The sequence below is a fragment of the Saprospira grandis DSM 2844 genome (genome assembly GCF_000275825.1).
GTDB lineage: Bacteria > Bacteroidota > Bacteroidia > Chitinophagales > Saprospiraceae > Saprospira > Saprospira grandis_A.
Genome location: NZ_JH719942.1, coordinates 1,325,890 through 1,344,609, shown reverse-complemented (window position 1 = coordinate 1,344,609; position 18,720 = coordinate 1,325,890). Strand labels below are relative to the sequence as shown.

The window sequence follows — 18,720 nt, the reverse complement described above, 5'->3', positions numbered from 1 at the left end:
GCCCCAAAACACCTTATTTATCTTAATCATTAAGATCTTGGAGCAAGAAAAGGGCATAGGCAAACTGGATATTTTTAGCTCTCTTTTTGCTGATAGCTTGGCTCTGCCATTCCTCTGTTTTTGGATAAAGGGCTAGGCGTTCATTTTGCTCATTGATTAAGAAAACGGGCATTTTAAAATCTGGGCGGCAGTTGGTCCAGCGGTAGCGGATAAAGCGTTTTCGGCCTTTTTTGTAGACCTCATATTCGAGTTTAGGGATTTGGGTTTCCTCTAGATACTGCTTAAAAAAATAGCCATAATTTTGGCCCGTAAACTCTTGGACAAACTGAATATAATCTTGGGTATTGACCGAATTGATTTTGTACTTTTGGTAAAACCCCTTGAGGCTGGCCCACCAAAGGCTATCATTTTGGAAACATTGGCGGAGGCTGTGGAGCATTTGGGCGCCTTTATAATAAATATCGGAATCATTGCCTAGGAAATTGACATGTAGGGGGCCGAGTAGGGGTTGTTTGTTCTCAATATAATGGTATTGGAATTTTAGGTAGCGTTCGGCGGCTTGGGGACCATATTTTTCCTCCATAAAAACGGATTCCATATAGGTACAAAAGCTTTCGTGCAGCCACATCTCGCCATGGTCTCGGCAGCTGACGCTATTGCCCCACCATTCGTGCCCTGTTTCATGAAGGATAATAAAATCCTCGGGCATACCCTCGGGGTGGCGGCCAAGGTAGCCCGCTTTAAACTGGTTGCCATAGGCAATGGCCGACTGATGTTCCATGCCCAAATAGGGCGTTTCGACCAAGGCGTAGCCATCGTTCCAGAAGGGATATTTGCCGAGGTATTGCTCAAAAGTAGCCAGGACCTCATGGGCCTGCTTAAATTGGGTTTTGGCCTGCTCCAGATGCTCGGGCAAGACATAATAATCCATGGCCAGCTGGCTGCTGTCGGTAGGGGAGGTGTAGCGGTCCTCGAAATGCGTATAATTGCCCACATTGAGGGTCACATTATAATTATTGATGGGGTAGGTGACCACCCAAGTATAATTGGCCACATATTGATTTTTGAAGACCGAGCGGAGTTGGCCATTAGAGACCGACATTAGGTTGGGGGGCACAATCGTTCTGATCCGCATACTATCGGGCTCATCGGATAAATGATCCTTATTGGGCCACCAAAGGCTAGCGCCAATACCCTCGCAAGAAACGGCCAGCCAGGGATTGCCCGCCTCGTCCTTACGCCAAATAAAGCCCCCATCCCAAGGTGGGTTTTGGGCTTCAATAGGGTGGCCATGATAATAGACCGTGATGACATCGGTGATGCCAGCAGGCTGCATATTGCCAAAATCAACAAAAAAGGCATTCCCCTTCCGATGAAAATCAAGTTGTTGACTCCCATGCAGAATGCTATCAATCTTCATATTCTCAAAAAGGTCTAGCTGAATCATATTGAAGCCTTGCAAGACCTTATAACGAATGCTATTGAGGCCCCGAATCGACTTTTGATTAAAATCTATCTGCAAATAGAGATCATAAAATTCTACATCATAACAAGAACGCAGGGGACTGAGCCCACCTCGCAGACTATCCGCTGCAGAAAACTGCCCTTTTGCAAAAAAGATAGTCACAAATAAAAATAATATGGAGAGAACGTTTTTCATGGAGCGGGATAATTAGCTGCTTTTGCAAAATTGTTGTAAAGAAGAAGGCTGTTTAGGGCTGTTAGAATTTGACTGTTTTGTACCTATGATGCTGGATGTCAGTTGTATATAGGGGGCACTATGTCTAAGTTTTTGTTAAAAAATAGACGAACTATTCAAGAAAAGACTAAATTTGTTCTACTAGTTTAAATAATTTGGATAGTTTTTTAGCTGAAATGAGCTATTCAAGATCAACCATAATTTACCAAAGTTAGGCTTTCCTCCTCTATATAATGTATCGCCTAACTTAAAAATAAATAAGCTTATGAATTGGACAAATACATTATCTTTATTAGGGGCCTTTTGCCTCTTTTTTTCGCCGCTAATGGCTCAGAAAACGGTGCAGTTTCGCATCTCGCAGGTCTACTCTAATGTAGATGATATGGATGGCTGGGGTGCCGGCGACTCTGACCCACAATGGGACTTTGAAATTACAGACGCTTTTGGAACCAGCGATGATGATGACCGAGAGTTTGGAGATACCGACTGTCCTGGTTGGAGAACAATTAACAATACGTTCTTTTCAGAAACCTATGATTGCGAAATTCCCTCTTTTACCTTCGTTTGGCGAGGCTTTGAGGATGATGGCTTTGGCTCTGATGCCAATACCGGCTATAGAACAATTAGTATTCCCGTCGCTAGCCTGAACCTTAACCAAACTAGCTTCACCACAATCAACACCTATACGGCAACCGCTAGCGGCGACCCCTGTGGTAGTGGAAGTACGGTCACTTGGCGCATTACCCTCCAATACCGAATTACTGGCGGCGATTTATGTAAGGACGAATGTAGCGATCCTTATGTCTTGCCCACCGCCCCCGAATATGAATGCAATGGTACACAATCTACCATGTCTTTAAATGTGCCTATCCGCGCCCGCGAACCCGCCGACGCTTCTCAAAATAGCTATAGCACCGCAGGAATTTCTTGCGATATCGATGGTAGCTCTCCCGAAGATGTTTGGGTTCGTACGACTATCCCCGATTCTTCTGGAGGAGTGATTATCCAGTTTGAAAATAATGGAGGCTGCTCTGGCTTTGCCTGTTATACCAATATTGCCTACGCTTGGTATACTAGCTCCAACGGAAGCTGCTCGGGCCTACAGTATAGAGGCTGCGATGCCGTTTCTTGCTTTATCGGCTGTAGCGATGGCGAAATCCGTGTGGATGGCCGAGCCAATGAAGAGGTCTGGGTCCGCATCTGGGAAGAAGATGACCAAGGTTTTGATATTACCATTAACCAAATTCAACCTATCGCTCCCGCAGATCGCTGCTATACCGCTATGCCACTCTCTACTTTAGGCTGCAACTATCAAGCAACTTCTGATGATTCTGGCCCCTATGCCGAACCCGATATCAGCTCCTGGACCGCAGGCGCCCACCCCGGTGGCCTCTGCCAAGATGGCGATGGCAATTCAGGAACAAATGCAGTCTGGTCCTCCAACGAAAATATGGTCTGGTATACTTTTGACCATACCGGAGGCCCTTTCAATATTGCCGTAGATAATATGATCTGTACTGGTGGCGCCGCCGCTGCTCAATTAGGGGTGTTTTCCAATTCAGGTACCGCCGCTTCTCCCAGCTGCAACCTCGCCAGCGAAACCGGATATGGCTGCGCAGTAGGCGTTGGCGCCGTCCAATTGAGTATCGCTTCCTTACCCCCAGGTAGCTATGTATTGGTAGTAGACGGCAATGCCGGTGCTCAATGCGATTGGGTCTTCCGCGAAGCCATCAATGGCCCTCTACTCCCTATCCAACTCAAGGAGTTTGATCTGGAGTATAAAGAGGCAAGCAATAGCGCAAAACTGAACTGGGAACTAGAGTATGAGGAAGATCAAGAAGGCTTCCTTGTCCAACGCTCTTTTGATGCTATCGACTTTGAAGATATCGATTTTATCCCCGCCTATGGCACTGCCGAATTAGATAGCCAATATGAGTATATCGACCAAGACCTCCCCCAAGCTCAGGTGCTTTATTATCGCTTCCGCCAAGAAATGACCGATGGCAGCTACCGACATACCAATATTAAGTCTATTACACCCGTCCAAGAGTCTGGCGTATCTCTACTCCAAGAACTCTACCCCAACCCCGCCCGAGATGCCATCAATATCCCTTTCCATACCGTCTCCTCCGACAAAATTACAATCCAACTCTATGATATGAATGGCCGCCTAGTTAAGAATGTTTTGCAAAGCCAACAGTTCGAGGCCGGCTACCACCTCAAACAAGTCGATATTAACGATTTGCCCAATGGCATTTATGTGCTGCGCTTCTCCGCCGGCCAAAATACTAGCATGAAACGCTTTCTGGTCCAAAAATAGAATATAAAACTAGCCATCATAATGAAGCCCTAATTGCCGCTGCGCAGTTAGGGCTTTTCTTTTGATTTATCTGTTTTTTGGGGCCTCCGCTGCGGCCTGCGGCCTTGCGGCGGTTACTCCCTTCGGTCGTCGAACTGCGAACTAAAGTTCTTGTTGTCGTTTCGGGGCTCGCAGGTCTGCTCGGCCCTTCGGCGGCTTTGCCGCCTCGGTCTGGCCTGACGGCCACCCCTGCACATCGCTAGGCCAGTATGGCCTTCGGCCATTCGACCTACTCTTTCTAGCCTGCCAATTGAGGCAGTTCTGTCAGACTCCGCTTTTGTTTGGCCAAATAAATACGCAATACTCATATTTTACCACTAAAGCCAAAATGTTAGCGCTATACTATCCCCTTAGTCAGCCCCCCAGCTCGCTAAATCGCTAGCTGCCTATCAGTTTAAGGCCAAATATATATGTCTTTTGGACAGGCTGCTAGCCGTTCTTTCTCCTTTATAAGTTATTTTAGAGCATTCTTTCCGCCAAAACAAAGCTTATGAATCAAACTATCAAAACAACTCTACTGCTGCTCTGCCTATGCAGCTGGGGCAACTCGCTCTTTGCCCAAACTTGGGTCGAGTTATTAGAAGAGCCCGAAGTGAATTTTAATCAGGTCCAACAAGCCTTTGAAAACCAATGGGGGAACCGCCCATACGAAAGAGGAAAAGGCTGGAAACAGTACAAACGCTGGGAGTTCTTTATGGAGGACCGCTCTTTCCCGCATGGCAAACGCCCCCGACCCAATAAGGCCTGGGAGGAACATCTCGCCTTCAAAAATAAATACCGCCAAGGCCAAAATTGGGGCAGCCGCTCCGCTAACTGGCAGCCCCTTGGCCCAAATAATTGGACCAACCAAACGGGCTGGAACCCCGGAAATGGCCGTATCAATTGTACCGCCACCGACCCCAATAATTCAAATGTCCTTTATGCCGGCGCCCCCTCCGGTGGCCTCTGGAAAAGCACAAATAGCGGCCAGTCTTGGAGCTGCCTAACGGACCATCTGCCCGTACTAGGCGTTTCCGCTATCCTTATCGATCCCAATAATTCTAATCACCTCTATATCGGCACCGGCGATGGCGATGGCTCCGATACCTACAGTATTGGCGTCCTAGAGTCAGTAGACGGAGGAGCCAACTGGTCCACTACAGGCCTGAGCTTTACAGGCCGCAACCGCCTGATCCGCAGAATGATTATGCACCCCACAAATAATCAAATTATTTTTGCCGCTACCAATAATGGGATCTATCGCACAACAGATGGAGGGACCAACTGGAGCCGAACCCAAACAGGCAGCATGCGAGATGTAGAGTTTAAACCCGGAGACCCCAATACCGTTTATGCCTGCACCGACGAGCTGTATAAGTCTACCGATGGTGGCCAAACTTTTAGCAAGATTACGGTGGGCCTACCCGCCGCCGCCGATGTCAATAGAGCCTCTATTGCCGTCTCTGCCGCCAATCCCAATTATCTCTATATCCTCTTTGGCGCAAGTAGCGACGCCGGTTATTATGGCATTTATCGCTCTACCAATAGCGGCCAAAGCTTTAGCCTGCAATCTAATTCGCCCAATATCTTTACCTATGAAACCGATGGTAGCGGAACCGGCGGCCAAAGCTGGTATGATATGGCCCTAGCGGTATCGCCCAGCGATGCCAATGAGGTCTATGCTGGCGGGATCAATGTCTGGAAATCTAATGATGGGGGAGCCAACTGGCGCTGCCAAACGCATTGGGTCCACCCCAATAACCTCGGCTATGTACATGCCGATATCCATACCCTAGATTTCTTTGGGGCTGTTTTGCACTGCGGTAGCGATGGCGGTTTTTCTACTTCTGCCGATACGGGGGCTACTTGGACCTTCCGCTCGGCAGGGATGGAAATTACACAGTTTTACCGCATTGGCGTTTCGGCCCAAAGTGCCTACCGCATAATTGGCGGGGCCCAAGATAATGGAACCAATTATCTAGAAAACGGAACTTGGTTGCACGCCCTAGGTGGCGATGGCATGGAGGCGGCTATAGACCCTAGCAATAGCCAGATTATGTACGGCTGTATCCAAAATGGAGCCCTCAGAAGAACAACTAATGGCGGCCAAAACTGGTCCAGCATCAAACCCGCTAATGCCAATGGTGGCGCCTGGATTACCCCCTACCAAATTAACACCCTAGCCCCCAACGAACTCTTTGCCGGCTATGAGGAGGTCTGGAAAACTACCGACCGTGGTGATAACTGGACCCAAATATCAAATTTTGGAACGGGCTCTAATCTTCGCTATCTACATATTGCCCCCTCTAATGCAAATTATATTTATACCGGGACCTATAGCACCCTCTACCGCACAAGCGATGGCGGCCAAAATTGGTCTACCATTACCCCAAACCTGCCCAATAATTCAGCAATTAAGTATGTGGCGATCCACCCCAATAATCCCGACCAAATTTGGCTGGCCCTCTCTGGCTATAATGCTGGCGAAAAAGTAGTGAGCACTAGCGATGGGGGACAAACTTGGTCCAATGTATCTGGGAATCTACCCAATCTGCCCATCAATTGTATTGTCTACCAGAATAACTCGCATAATGGCATTTATGTGGGGACCGACGTGGGGGTTTATTATACCGATTCTACCCTCAGCAATTGGCAGTCTTATATGACGGACCTGCCCAATGTCCCGGTCTATGAACTGGAAATCCATGATGGGATTGATAAAATTAGAGCAGCTACTTATGGCCGTGGCGTTTGGGAGTCCGATCTATTTGGGAGTATCCCCAGCCCTCCTACAGCTAGCTTTATGTATAATAGTCAGTTGCTTTGTGCTTCAGATTCGCTACAGTTTACCGACCTCTCTAGTAATGCTAGCCCCGGCTGGCAATGGAGCTTCCCCGGCGGTAGTCCCGCTAGCTCTACTTTGGCCAACCCCAAGGTGCATTATCCAGCCTCGGGTAGCTATACCGCTAGCCTGATTGTCCAAAACCAACATGGAGCCGATACCATACAGCAACAAGTTCAGCTTAATTATGCACCCAATGAACTAAACCTCGTCCTCGATTTTGATAATTATGCTTCAGAAACTTCTTGGGAGGTCCTGGACCAAAATGGCCAAGTCTTGGCCAGCGGCGGAAGCTATGCCAATGGGGCCAATAGCCAAATTGAAAATGTCTGCCTAGGAGACGGTTGCTTTACCCTAAATGTCTATGATAGCTATGGCGATGGGATCTGCTGTAGCTACGGCAGCGGAAGCTACCAACTCCTAGATGCCCAAGGCAATATTTTAGTCAATAGTACAGGGCAGTTTACTACCCAAGAAAGTAATGCCTTTTGCCTCAACCAAACCGCTCCTTTGCTGGCTGGAACTCCACAGGCTACGGTGGCGGGCTGTGGCCAAACTAATGCTAGCCTAACCGCTTCGGCCTCTGGTGGAGACGGAAACTATAGCTATAGCTTAGATGGCAACTCTTTTCAAGCCAATGCAGTCTTTAATAATTTGGCTGCAGGCAATTATACGGTCTATGTGCAAGATGGGCAAGGCCAACAAAGTAGCACGACCATCCAAATTACAGAACAGCAAGCTCCTATGGCCCAAATTAGTAGCAGTAATACACAGTTGTATTTGGACCAAGGGGCAAGCCTCAATTTACAGTCGGTGCTCTCTACCAATGCCGCTAGCTACCAATGGACCCTAGGCGATGGCAATACTAGCGGCTTGGCTAGCCTCAGCCATAACTATAGCCAAGCTGGGCAGTTTTGGGTGGTCCTTACCGCCCTACGAGATAATTGTAGCGATCAAGATAGCCTTTTGGTAACGGTAGACCTCACTAATGCAATCAGCCAATCGGCTAAGCCCGCCCTAGCTTTAGAGCTGTTCCCACATCCCGTTCAAACTAACTTGCAGTTTACGCTCGAGCTGCCCAAACAACAAGATAAGATGGAAATCTTTATCCATAATGCTTTGGGGCAGTTGCTCTATTGGGAGGAAGTGGACCAGCCCCAAGCTGAGCTCCAACGCCAAATTCATCTGGGCAATCAAGCCAATGGGGCCTATATTCTAACGATCAAAACAGATGACTTTAGTTATTCTAAGCCCTTTATTAAGGCGGCGCCCTAATCTAGTCAATCACTAAATTTTATGGGCCAAGTACTGGTCCTGCCTAGCGGCAGTCGATTTAAATCGACTGCCGCTTTTTGTTTCTGCAGAATAGCTTTCTCCAACTGGAATGGGCCGTTTTGCATCTGCAGAATAGGGCGTAAAGGTTTTGATGGGGTATAGCCCTGGGCTGAAGCCCAGGGTTATTGACTGACCGAACTGACGGACTAAAGTCCTTGTTCGCTTTTCTACTTCTAGCGTCTTCGACTAACCGATGTGCAGCAGTGCGGCGCAGCCCATGGCCGAAGGCCAAAGGCCTAGCGATGCGAAAGGGGGCGGCGAAGCCGCAGACCAAGGAGCCGAAGGCGACGCAGGGCCGAGCAGACCTGCGAGCCCTGAAGCGTAGCGCCCGCCGAAGGCGGGAGGCCCCAAAACAGCAGTATTATCGCCAATTTTTCTTAATAAACTGCCTTAATCGTTTGGCATGAGCGGCAGCGCCAAATTCTCCAGCTTTCTTTTGTTCTTTGCGCCATTTATTCATATTTCGGAGCAATTTGCGTTTGATTTTTCGTTGATAGGGGAGTTGAACAATTGTAGAGATGGCGGCTTCTAGATGTTCGCTATGGTCTTCTTTGTAGTATTGCCATTCTAGGGCATAGCTTTGGCTGGCGGCCTTCCAGATGGCCAAAACATCTTGGCTAGCGCGGCTTTGGCCCAGCCAATAATAGCATTGATGGATCACCGCAGCGGTATCGCCTAAGGCGGCTAATTCGTTTACATTTTGCTCGTAATAGGCGAGACCTTGGGCAAAATTTCCGGCTTGGCAGGCTAGGCCAGCACGGCTGAGGCGGCACCAATTGCGGAGCTTTTGAAAGCCGTATTGGTCGGCCAATTGGACCCATCGACTGGCCCAGCGATCATAGTCTTGATCTTGAGCAAGGGCATAATAGTAGGGGGCTTGGTGGTACCAGGGAATGTAGCTGTCGTAGAGCAGTTCATCGGCTGGATTTTGGAGATAGGGGGGGAGGTAGCGGCAATAATAATCCTCAAAATACTGATCGGCTTTTTCCCATTGGCCCATATTGCGATATTTGCCCGAGAGGCTGAGGCCCATACTTTGGATGGTGGCCGTATCTTTTGTGCGTAGGGCCTGCTCGGTCCAGTGGTCCAAAACGAGCAGAGAATCCGCCTGGCTGGGGGCATATTTGAGCTGATAGGCATAGGGCAGATAGTGCTCCCACTTAAAGTAAAACTCATCTTGGCCCCAGCTCTGCAGATGCGTAAAAACCAGTTCCTCAAAGCAAGTTTGCATAAAGTCGCGGGCATCGGCCTCTTCTTGATAGAGGCGGCAAGTACGGAGCAAATAGCTACTGGCCTCTCTCCAGCGGGGTTTGGGGCAATACTTTTTGAGATTTTTGTACCAACGAACCGCATAGGGCTTGGCCTGGGCCCAAGAATGCGACTCCATCATGGCCCAGCGGTAGGGCGAGCGGTTAGCATCCTCCCAAAGCTGGGGTAAATCGGCATTGGGCAGATAAATTTCCTCATAAAAAGCCAGGGCGGGTTCGGGGTCCTTCAATTGGATCAGGGTTTCCATAGCGCGCCAAAGCTGCACGGGCCGCAGGCGGTCCAAATCGCTTCGGCCAACTTCCAAAATGCGCTTATAAAACTGCGCCAGCTGGACATCCTCCTCTAGGCTATCGTAAATATCGGCCAGTCGCCACTCTACATAATAAAGCGGATCCTTGCGCTGCATCCTGATCTCAAAACAGCGCTCAAAATGATGCACGGCCTCCTCCAGATAATCGGCATCGTAGAGGGCAAGGCCCCAATGGGCTCGAATGCTCGCCTCATAATCTAGGGCATCTAGTTCGGGGACCTCCTTGGCCCAACGCAGCAGGCTATCGCCATACACATTAAAGTTTTTGATGCTCGGAAAGCGCTGTAGATAGGCCTCCCAATGCCATAGTAGCGTTTTTTTATCCCATTGCAACATCCGCAACAGCTCCGCATCCAAATCGTCCTGTTCTTCTTTGCTCAACCATTGTTTGAGGTACTTTGCATAGGTTTTTGGCCGATGATAACAGACCGAAGACTCAAAATCAGAAAGCAAGCGAATCGATAAAGCCGCCGAGCTCAACAACCTTTTATCGCTCAGCTCCATCCGCTCTAACTCAAGCATAGAAGCGCCAGCATGAATTAGGGCCTCCCAATCAATTTCACTACAATAAACGGAGCTTTGCCCCATCCGAACAGATTGCAAAGGACTGGCCTCAGCCCTTAATAGGAGCAGTTTGGGGTCTTCTGTAGGAAACTGATCTATTTTTTGGGCCATCAAGGGCAAAAAAAAGAGAAAAAAAAGGGACAAAAATAAATAACGCATAGATTAATTGTTTTTATGGACGTATCTTTGGGGCAGCGGCTTGCCCAAATTACGGAAAATGCCGTTATTGAGCACTTACTTTTTAGCGTAACAATTGAATTGAAATACTATGGATGCCAATCTGATCTATGAAGGGAAGATTATCAAAATTGAAGATACTCAACAAGTCACAGACCGCTTTAAAAAGCGTGCCTTTGTTGTAGAAACCGACGAGAACTACTCGCAGCTCATTCAGGCCGAACTCACTCAAGATAAATGTAGCCTGATTGATGACTACAAAGTAGGCGATAAGGTGCGGGTACACTTTAATATCCGTGGCCGCGAGTGGAATGGCCGCTATTTTACCAACCTCAATGCCTGGCGCCTAGAGCGTGTAGGCGCTCCCGCCGCCAATGAAGCCCCCGTTGGCGACCTTCCCCCTCCCCCCGAAGAGGACGCCGTAGGCAATGATTATGAAGATGATTTGCCCTTTTAATATAAGAAGAGACCTAGCGGATTGGCTGGGTCTTTTTTTTGGGGCTGCCCCGCCCTTTGGGCGGGTCGGGCTGTGTCGCAGCTCGCTGTTCGCTCGGCCCTGCAGCGCTTTCAGCGCTTTGGTCTGGCCCTGCGGGCCACTGCTATCCATCCCTCAGCCTGCGGCGGCTTTGCCGCCTGCTAGACGCAGAAGGGCCAAAAACTACAAAAAGATGAATAGTAGCGATAAAAAAATTGTACAATCAAATAGAGCTTTGTATTTTGAGCCCAGTTTTTAACGCAGCCCAACAGAGTTAGGCTATAAACAGAAACAGCAACTATGGCAACAAGACAGATTCGTTTGCGCGAAGCCTTGCGAGAAGCAATGGTAGAAGAAATGCGCCGAGATGAAAATGTATTCTTGATGGGCGAGGAAGTCGCTCAATATAATGGAGCCTATAAGGTCAGCCAAGGCATGCTCGATGAATTTGGGGCAAAGCGAGTTATTGATACCCCCATTGCCGAGCTCGGCTTTGCGGCTATTGGTACTGGTGCGGCTATGGCGGGCTTGCGTCCAATTGTAGAATTTATGACTTGGAACTTTGCGGTTTTGGCTTTTGACCAAATCGTAAACCATGCCGCCAAGATTTTGCATATGTCTGGCGGACAAATTAAATGTCCTATTGTTTTTCGTGGCCCTTCTGGTGCGGCCGGACAATTGGCGCAGCAGCACTCTCAAACCTTTGAGAGCTGGATGGGGCAGGTCCCTGGCCTCAAGGTGATTTCTACTATAGATCCCTATGATGCTAAGGGCCTTCTAAAAGCGGCTATCCGCGATGAGGACCCCATTTGTTTTATGGAGTCGGAGGTGGCTTATTCTAATATGGGCGAAGTCCCCGAGGAGGAGTATATTCTCCCCATCGGTAAGGCGGCTGTCAAAAGAGAAGGAACAGATGTAACAATCGTTTCTTATAATAAAATGATGTTGGTGGCTCAAGCCGCTGCCGATGAATTGGCCAAAGAGGGCATCTCTGCGGAGGTAATTGACCTGAGAACCATTCGTCCTTTGGATATTGACAGCATTGTCGCTTCGGTCAAAAAGACCAACCGCCTTGTGGTGGTTGATGAGTCTTGGCCCTATGCTTCTGTATCTTCAGAAATTGCTTATGTCATCCAGCGTCATGCTTTTGACTATCTAGATGCGCCCGTTATGCGCGTCAATTCTGCCGATACTTCTTTGGGCTATTCTTCTGTATATGTAGATGAGTATATGCCCAATCCTACTAAAGTGGTAAAAGCGGTCAAAGCTGTTATGTACAAGCTCTAAAAGGCGTACATAAGTGGACAAAAGATAGAAAGGCTCCTTGATGGAGCCTTTTTTTTGCTGAAGTTTTCGCTTTCATCAAAAGCTTCCCTAACTTTCTAGAAAATACACTAGCTATGAACTACCTCAAATCAAGTCTATTGCTCTTGGCCCTTGCACTTTTTGTGGCCTGTAGTGGCGATAGCATCAATTATGCAGAAAAACTAGAAGGAAAATGGGAATTGAGCAATGTGAGTGCTATTCTCAAAGCGGGCTATGGGGGCAACTACGATTTTGAAGCCCTCAATGCGGGCTACCTCAAGTTTAATGCAAATGGCAGCTATGAGAGCAAAATTGACCAATTGGAGAATAAGGGCCAATGGGAGGTTGCCCAAGATGGTAGCTATCTCCAACTCAAGGCCGATAGCCTCCCCTTTGATGATAAGTTAAAGCTCCGTTTTGAAAACGAACGTAGTATTTTTATCTACAATAATGGTAAAGAGTATCAGTTTAAGAAGCTGAACTAATTTGGGCCAAAAAAAAGGGCTGCCGAATCTTCGGCAGCCCTTTTTGCATTTTAGCCCTAGGGTTGGGTCAGCACTTGATAATCGGAGGCATGCGTACCATCTAATTTGACCATACAGTCGTAGATTTTTCGCTTGGTCCTAAAATCGGCCACCTCAAAGACATTGAGAATCTCCTCTCTTTTGCTATTCGTGAAAATTTGCATCAGCAGCATACTCGGATAAGCCGCATTAACGGCCTTGATACTGAGTAGAGCTTCTTCCATGGCCTTAATGCCATCCGCTCGGCTATCTTCTTGGCTTAGGCGATCTAGGCCCAAAAGGTAATATTTGTACATTGCTCGGCGCATCGGTTTTACCCGCACATTGAGCAAGTTTTCAATCAGCCAGTAGCGGCTCTGGTTGCCGTCGTTTACGGTCCAGCCCTTGGCGGTACCTCTAGGCACGGCATTCAGAATGTCTTGGGCCTTATTGAGGTACTGCTCTCCGCCCAATTCCTCAAAAGAGTCATGGTCCATACCCAAAACAATATAGGCATAAAAGGCAATGGTAGAGGTCAGGTTGGAGGTAAAGCTCCCCTCCGTAAAATCAAGCACCTCAAACTCTCCATAATTAAAGTAGAAGTCCTTATCGAGGTATTGAAAAAGCACCGAATTATAGCCACTCTTATAAATTGGGCGGCTGGCCTGCACCGTCAATTGGGCCTTAAAACTAGTTTGCGAGATTTCCTCATCTACGGTTAAGATGATATTCATCTCGATTCGTTCTTCCGGCTCGTATTCTTGATCGGTCCACTTTCGGTTATTGACAAATTCCTCCAAGGCGGTTTTCAAACTCTTAAAGACCTTGGGGTCGGCGGTTTGTAGCTTGGGGGTGTTAATGGTCACCGAGCTTCGGATTTCTTGGCTCCAGGCTTGTGTCAGCCCAAAAACCAAGGCCAAAGAAAGCAATAATTTTCGCATCATATTAGACTAAAGTTGAGCAGTTAGCTCCAGGGCATTTTTAGCTTTTTTTTGGAGCATCTTGCAGATTTTTGCCGCAATATCTTCTGCGACTTCCAGCTTAGATTTTAGTTCATGCTCTTCAATCTCTAGCTGTCGGTCAATAAAGGTAACCTTATTGGTATCATGGCCAAAACCAGCACCTTTGTCACGGAGGCTATTGAGGACGATAAAGTCAAAGTTCTTTTTCTCTAGTTTTTTGCTAGCGTTTTTTCTAAAGTTCTGGGTTTCTAGGGCAAAACCAACCATACATTGCTGCTCGGTCTTGATTTTTCCTAGTTCTTGGGCAATATCTTTGGTGCGACAAAGGTCAATGCGCATGGGGTCCCCATCTTTTTTCTTGATCTTTTCACAGGCTACGTTTTCTGGGCTGTAGTCGGCTACAGCTGCCGCCAAAACGGCAATCTGGGCCTGCGGAAAAGCCGAGATGGCTGCCTCATACATCTCTTGGGCCGATTTTACATCAATGATTTTAACGGCGGGATGCTTGGGTTTTACCTTAACTGGACCAGAAATCAGGGTCACTTCTGCGCCCAATTTGGCCAAGGTGTCGGCAATGGCGGTGCCCATTTTCCCGGTAGAGTGGTTCGTAATATACCGAACGGGGTCAATGGCTTCAACGGTGGGGCCAGAGGTCAAAATAGCTTTTAATCCCTTGAGCGGTTGTGGTCCTTGTTGCATAAAATGCAGCTCCAAGGCCGCTAGAATATGCTCGGGCTCGGCCATGCGGCCTTTACCTACCAAACCACTAGCTAGCTCGCCTTCTTCGGCATCAATCAAAATGTTGCCATAGCTCTTGAGCTTATCAATATTGGCCAAGGTAGCCGGATGGGTAAACATATCGAGGTCCATGGCAGGAGCAAAGAAAACGGGGCAACGGCTAGAGAGGTAGGTGGCTAGCACCATATTATTACAAAAGCCATTAGCCATAGCGGCTAGGGTGTTGGCCGTAGCCGGGGCCACCAACATGGCATCGGCCCAAAGCCCTAGTTCTACATGGTTGTTCCAACCTTCTTCAGAGGTCACCGAACTATAGACAGAACGTTTTGATAGGGTCGAAAGTGTAAGAGGAGTAATAAATTTGGTGGCGGCATTGGTCATGACAATCTGTACCTCGGCGCCGGCCTTAATGAGTAATCTTGTTAGGCTTGCCGTTTTGTAGGCGGCAATGCTACCCGTTACGGCCAAAAGTATTTTTTTCCCTTTTAACATAAAAAAGCATTTTGGAGCGCAAGTTTCTGTCTGTATGCGCTCAGTCGAAAATTAAGGAATAAATAGCGGGGCTAAGGGGAGCTTTTTTTGGGGCTGCCCCTACGGCCCTTTGGGCCTTCGGGTCGGGCTGTGTCAGGGCTCGCAGGTCTGCTCGGCCCTTCGCTTTTTCGCTAGGCTCAAAAGCTCGGTCTGCGGCTTCGCCGCCCCCTTTTCCATCCCTCAGCCTGCGGCGGCTTCGCCGCCTGCTAGGTCCAAAAAGGCTTGCCCTAGGGGCATAAAAAAACAGCTGAAAAAGTCTAAGCCATAGGCTAATCAAAATAATAGACTTTTCCAACTGTTGTTGCCCCTATCTTAGAGGCCAGAAATTAGGCATATAATTATGCTTCTTCTTCATCTTCACGTAGGCGATACTCCAATTCATCATTCATAAACTCATTAAGAGCAATGATGGCGGGATTGGGCAGGCGCTCATAAAACTTAGAGATTTCAATCTGCTCTTTGTTTTCGTGCACCTCTTCCAAGGTATCTGTAGCAGAAGCAAACTCCTCTAGTTTAGAGTGGAGCTCTCTTTTGAGTTCTACAGAAATTTGGCGCGAACGGCTACCAATTACATTTAGAGACTCATAAATATTGCCGCCACTTTTTGCGGACATCGCAAAAACGTTACGGGCTTCGATGTAAGGATTGATTCCTTGTGCGCGCTCTTTAATTTCACTCATTTTGCAATCTTTTTATTCGCTGCTTACTAATGTTAATCATGTTTTCTACCTCCGAGCCATAGCGGCTATCGCTATGTTTGCGCTCAAAGGTTTTTGCTTTTCCGATGACCTCTTCAAAGCGTTCCACTTGTTTAGATAAGATACTTTTTTCGGCATAGCCAAAAGAAGACTTAATAATCATGTAGCGGATATAAGGCGCCTCTTGGGTATCTGGAAAATCCAGTAGGAGGTTGTTAAAACTATGCACTGCCGCTTGGTAGTGGCTGCGTTTATAGTAGCCTTTGGCGGCTTCTAGGGCTTTGGTCTCTAATTTGGCCCGAAGCAAATCAATTTGTTCGTTACACAAACTAACTCTATCGCTAAGGGGGTACATATTGACAAAGAACTGATAGCCTTCTATGGCTTCTTCGGTATCCTCCTGAGTGAGTCGAAAATTAGGTGATAACTTTCGGCTAGATTCTGCGGCCAAAAAGAGGGCTTCTTCTGCAAATTCAGAATTGGGGTAGGTGTTGTAAAATTGGCGGAAATAATAAGAAGAGAAGCTGTAATTTCTCATTCGGTGGTGTGTACTAGCATAGTAGTAATACACTTTTTCCGACTTCTCACTTCCGCGCACCAGCCCCATGAGGTCCTCTAAGAGGTATTGCGCTTTTTGGTAATCTCCGGCTTCGTAAAAGGCTAGGGCTTTCTCATAGCGATAGTCGAGGTCGGGGTTCATCCGAATCTTATCAATGTTTTCCCTTTGGCAGGCAAAACTGAGGAGGATGAAGAGGAGGCTATAAAGGCCTACTTTTAGTTTTAACATAACTGCAAATATAAGCTTTTTCTAAGATTATCAAGGCCCTAGGATTATTTATTTTGGGCAACTACAGCCTAAAGAACGAGTCTAAAGGTCAAAAGGCAGGGTTTAGAGGCCCATTTCTAGGTTGGTCTTGGCATTTTTGAGTTCGGAGAGGCTGTGGGCGTCTCCAGTTTTTTGGGCTAGGGCGATCCCTTCTTCATAGATGCGCATGGCCATTTCCTCTTTTTCATGTTCTATGAGCAGAGCGGCATAATGGTAATAGAGGCCTATATATTGGGGGCTATCTTTATATAGGGCCGCATATTGTTGCAGGGCCAATTCTGTTTCTTCTTGTTTTTCATATTCTTTGGCAAGGGCAAATCGGAGGAAAGCATCTTGGGGTTTTTGGCCCAGCAGCTGTTGAAGTTGTTCTAGTCGTTTTGACATGGCAAATCCTAATTTTTGCGCAAAGATAGTTTTTTATCAGGCTAGGCCCAAAGCTTTTGCCTTTGGAGCTAGACTTTCTTCTTTTTCGAGCGCAAGGCCCAAGGGGCCTTTTTCTTGGCCTAGCGATGTGGAGGGGGGCGGCGCAGCCGCAGACCGAGGCAGCTTGCTGCCGAAGGGCCGAGCGAATAGCGAGCCCCGCAACGTAGCGCCGCAGCTTTGCTGCGGAGGCCCCAAAGGGAAGAGAAAAGAATTCTAAGGCCTTAAAAGTCTGCATTCTGCATATAAAAGCCTAATTTTGCGCCCTTAAAGCGTTCATTTTAATCAAAAAAAAGAAAATGGCAGGCTACTATAACAACATTCTAGAAACCATTGGCAACACGCCATTGGTCAAGCTCAACAAAATTGTCAAAGAGGTTCCCGCCACAGTTTTGGCGAAGGTAGAAACCACCAACCCCGGTAACTCGGTAAAGGATCGTATGGCCCTAAAAATGGTGGAAGATGCGGAAAAGGCGGGTTTGATCAAGCCTGGAGGGACCATTATTGAATGTACCTCTGGAAACACGGGTATGGGCATTGCCATTGCGGCAGTTGTAAAAGGGTATAAATGTATTTTTACCACAACAGATAAGCAATCTAAGGAGAAGGTAGATATTTTGCGGGCCGTGGGGGCCGAGGTGATTGTTTGCCCCACTAATGTGGGTCCAGAAGACCCTCGTTCTTACTACTCTGTAGCCGAGCGATTGAGCAAGGAAATTCCCAACTCTTTTTGGTGCAACCAATATGACAACCTCTCTAATCGCCTAGCGCATTATGAGAGTACGGGACCTGAAATTTGGGAACAAACAGAAGGAAAAATTACGCACTTTGTAGTAGGTGTAGGGACCGGCGGAACGATTTCTGGCGTTGGTCGCTACCTCAAGGAGCAAAATCCCAATATCAAAATTTGGGGAATTGACCCCTATGGTTCTGTCTTTAAGAAGTACCATGAAACAGGCGAATTTGATGAGAAAGAGATTTACCCTTATGTAACGGAAGGGATTGGGGAGGATATTTTGCCTAAAAATGTAGACTTTGACATCATTGATCACTTTGAGAAAGTGACGGATAAGGATGCTGCTATTGCGACCAGAGAATTGGCTCGGCAAGAAGGTATTATGGTGGGGAATTCTGCGGGTTCGGCTATTATGGGCGTTAAGCAATTGGCTAGTGAGCTCAAAGAAGACGACCTGGTGGTGGTGCTTTTTCATGATCATGGCAGCCGTTATGTGGGCAAAATGTTTAATGATGAGTGGATGCGCGAGCGTGGCTTTTTGGAAGATGAGCTCAAGGTAAAAGACCTGATTGCTAAAAAAGACAATACAGATTTCTTTACCCTCAAGAGCAGCCAAACCGTTAAGGAAGCTTTGCAATTTATGAAGGCCCATGACCTTTCTCAGCTGCCTTTGGTTGATGAGGCGGGTGAAATTGTAGGGGCCATTACAGAAAATTTGGTCCTTAGCTGCTTGCTTGAAAACCCGATGAGCAACAGTGAGCGCCCCTTGAGCGAAATCATGTGTGCGCCTTTCCCTCTTGTAGACTTGGAACTATCGGTAAAGAAGGTAGGCGGTTATTTTAACCATAAAACGCCTGCGGTTATCGCTATTGATAAGGCGGGGATTCCGCATATCATTACCAAATATGATATGATTCAGACGATTGGCTAATTCTGGCTAGTCTGAAAATGAAAAGAGGATGATCATTTGATCATCCTCTTTTTTTATGTCC

Annotated in this window: 13 protein-coding genes; 6 read left to right on the top strand and 7 right to left on the bottom strand. The window is 47.5% G+C overall.

From position 1 onward, the window contains the following. Positions 1–22: 22 nt before the first annotated feature. Complete coding sequence (locus SAPGRDRAFT_RS06130) at positions 23–1,660, bottom strand: M1 family metallopeptidase (protein WP_002658037.1); 1,638 nt, start codon at positions 1,658–1,660, stop codon at positions 23–25. A 304-nt stretch (positions 1,661–1,964) separates the two neighbouring features. Between SAPGRDRAFT_RS06130 and SAPGRDRAFT_RS06125 the strand changes: the two genes are divergently transcribed. Both SAPGRDRAFT_RS06125 and SAPGRDRAFT_RS06115 read left to right on the top strand, forming a co-directional pair. Then, positions 1,965–4,019 carry a T9SS type A sorting domain-containing protein gene (locus tag SAPGRDRAFT_RS06125; protein ID WP_002658035.1) on the top strand — a complete coding sequence of 685 codons (2,055 nt, stop codon included), beginning with the start codon at positions 1,965–1,967 and terminating at the stop codon, positions 4,017–4,019. A gap of 529 nt (positions 4,020–4,548) precedes the next feature. After that, entirely contained in the window at positions 4,549–8,154 is a 3,606-nt protein-coding gene (locus tag SAPGRDRAFT_RS06115; RefSeq protein WP_002658033.1) for a VPS10 domain-containing protein, read from the top strand. Positions 8,155–8,575: 421 nt separating this feature from the next. Here SAPGRDRAFT_RS06115 and SAPGRDRAFT_RS06110 read toward each other — a convergent pair whose 3' ends face one another. Further along, the gene (locus SAPGRDRAFT_RS06110) at positions 8,576–10,516 is read right to left on the bottom strand and encodes a hypothetical protein (protein ID WP_002658031.1); all 1,941 of its coding nucleotides are present in this window, start codon (positions 10,514–10,516) and stop codon (positions 8,576–8,578) included. Positions 10,517–10,625: 109 nt separating this feature from the next. Between SAPGRDRAFT_RS06110 and SAPGRDRAFT_RS06105 the strand changes: the two genes are divergently transcribed. From SAPGRDRAFT_RS06105 to SAPGRDRAFT_RS06095, 3 genes are all read left to right on the top strand, one after another. Next, positions 10,626–10,991: a DUF3127 domain-containing protein gene (locus tag SAPGRDRAFT_RS06105; protein WP_002658029.1), complete on the top strand. Its 366-nt coding sequence runs from the start codon at positions 10,626–10,628 to the stop codon at positions 10,989–10,991. A gap of 318 nt (positions 10,992–11,309) precedes the next feature. Continuing rightward, positions 11,310–12,296, top strand: a complete 987-nt coding sequence (locus SAPGRDRAFT_RS06100; protein ID WP_002658027.1) for a pyruvate dehydrogenase complex E1 component subunit beta — start codon at positions 11,310–11,312, stop codon at positions 12,294–12,296. 113 nt (positions 12,297–12,409) lie between these two features. Beyond that, on the top strand, positions 12,410–12,799 hold the full coding sequence (locus tag SAPGRDRAFT_RS06095; protein ID WP_002658025.1) for a hypothetical protein: 390 nt from the start codon (positions 12,410–12,412) through the stop codon (positions 12,797–12,799). A gap of 56 nt (positions 12,800–12,855) precedes the next feature. Here the strand turns inward: SAPGRDRAFT_RS06095 and SAPGRDRAFT_RS06090 are convergent, their stop codons facing one another. From SAPGRDRAFT_RS06090 to SAPGRDRAFT_RS06065, 5 genes are all read right to left on the bottom strand, one after another. Beyond that, positions 12,856–13,761 (bottom strand): DUF4835 family protein, encoded by a 906-nt coding sequence (locus tag SAPGRDRAFT_RS06090; protein WP_002658023.1) that lies wholly within the window; start codon positions 13,759–13,761, stop codon positions 12,856–12,858. A gap of 6 nt (positions 13,762–13,767) precedes the next feature. Then, positions 13,768–15,009 (bottom strand): bifunctional phosphopantothenoylcysteine decarboxylase/phosphopantothenate--cysteine ligase CoaBC, encoded by a 1,242-nt coding sequence (coaBC, locus tag SAPGRDRAFT_RS06085; protein ID WP_002658021.1) that lies wholly within the window; start codon positions 15,007–15,009, stop codon positions 13,768–13,770. 377 nt (positions 15,010–15,386) lie between these two features. Next, positions 15,387–15,728, bottom strand: coding sequence for a DNA-directed RNA polymerase subunit omega (locus SAPGRDRAFT_RS06075; RefSeq protein WP_002658019.1), 342 nt, complete (start codon positions 15,726–15,728; stop codon positions 15,387–15,389). Then, on the bottom strand, positions 15,721–16,533 hold the full coding sequence (locus tag SAPGRDRAFT_RS06070) for an outer membrane protein assembly factor BamD (protein WP_002658018.1): 813 nt from the start codon (positions 16,531–16,533) through the stop codon (positions 15,721–15,723). The genes SAPGRDRAFT_RS06075 and SAPGRDRAFT_RS06070 overlap by 8 nt, the downstream gene beginning before the upstream one ends. A gap of 102 nt (positions 16,534–16,635) precedes the next feature. Further along, positions 16,636–16,956, bottom strand: a complete 321-nt coding sequence (locus SAPGRDRAFT_RS06065; RefSeq protein ID WP_002658016.1) for a hypothetical protein — start codon at positions 16,954–16,956, stop codon at positions 16,636–16,638. A 335-nt stretch (positions 16,957–17,291) separates the two neighbouring features. On the opposite strand from SAPGRDRAFT_RS06065, the gene SAPGRDRAFT_RS06055 reads away from it, so the two are divergent. Then, complete coding sequence (locus SAPGRDRAFT_RS06055) at positions 17,292–18,659, top strand: pyridoxal-phosphate dependent enzyme (protein WP_002658015.1); 1,368 nt, start codon at positions 17,292–17,294, stop codon at positions 18,657–18,659. Positions 18,660–18,720: the final 61 nt, after the last annotated feature.

What these genes read in the sequence shown, in the direction of transcription:
- SAPGRDRAFT_RS06130 (WP_002658037.1), bottom strand. Translation starts at nt 1,660, where the DNA reads ATGAAAAACGTTCTCTCCATATTATTTTTATTTGTGACTATCTTTTTT.
- SAPGRDRAFT_RS06125 (WP_002658035.1), top strand. Translation starts at nt 1,965, where the DNA reads ATGAATTGGACAAATACATTATCTTTATTAGGGGCCTTTTGCCTCTTT.
- SAPGRDRAFT_RS06115 (WP_002658033.1), top strand. Translation starts at nt 4,549, where the DNA reads ATGAATCAAACTATCAAAACAACTCTACTGCTGCTCTGCCTATGCAGC.
- SAPGRDRAFT_RS06110 (WP_002658031.1), bottom strand. Translation starts at nt 10,516, where the DNA reads ATGCGTTATTTATTTTTGTCCCTTTTTTTTCTCTTTTTTTTGCCCTTG.
- SAPGRDRAFT_RS06105 (WP_002658029.1), top strand. Translation starts at nt 10,626, where the DNA reads ATGGATGCCAATCTGATCTATGAAGGGAAGATTATCAAAATTGAAGAT.
- SAPGRDRAFT_RS06100 (WP_002658027.1), top strand. Translation starts at nt 11,310, where the DNA reads ATGGCAACAAGACAGATTCGTTTGCGCGAAGCCTTGCGAGAAGCAATG.
- SAPGRDRAFT_RS06095 (WP_002658025.1), top strand. Translation starts at nt 12,410, where the DNA reads ATGAACTACCTCAAATCAAGTCTATTGCTCTTGGCCCTTGCACTTTTT.
- SAPGRDRAFT_RS06090 (WP_002658023.1), bottom strand. Translation starts at nt 13,761, where the DNA reads ATGATGCGAAAATTATTGCTTTCTTTGGCCTTGGTTTTTGGGCTGACA.
- coaBC (WP_002658021.1), bottom strand. Translation starts at nt 15,009, where the DNA reads ATGTTAAAAGGGAAAAAAATACTTTTGGCCGTAACGGGTAGCATTGCC.
- SAPGRDRAFT_RS06075 (WP_002658019.1), bottom strand. Translation starts at nt 15,728, where the DNA reads ATGAGTGAAATTAAAGAGCGCGCACAAGGAATCAATCCTTACATCGAA.
- SAPGRDRAFT_RS06070 (WP_002658018.1), bottom strand. Translation starts at nt 16,533, where the DNA reads ATGTTAAAACTAAAAGTAGGCCTTTATAGCCTCCTCTTCATCCTCCTC.
- SAPGRDRAFT_RS06065 (WP_002658016.1), bottom strand. Translation starts at nt 16,956, where the DNA reads ATGTCAAAACGACTAGAACAACTTCAACAGCTGCTGGGCCAAAAACCC.
- SAPGRDRAFT_RS06055 (WP_002658015.1), top strand. Translation starts at nt 17,292, where the DNA reads ATGGCAGGCTACTATAACAACATTCTAGAAACCATTGGCAACACGCCA.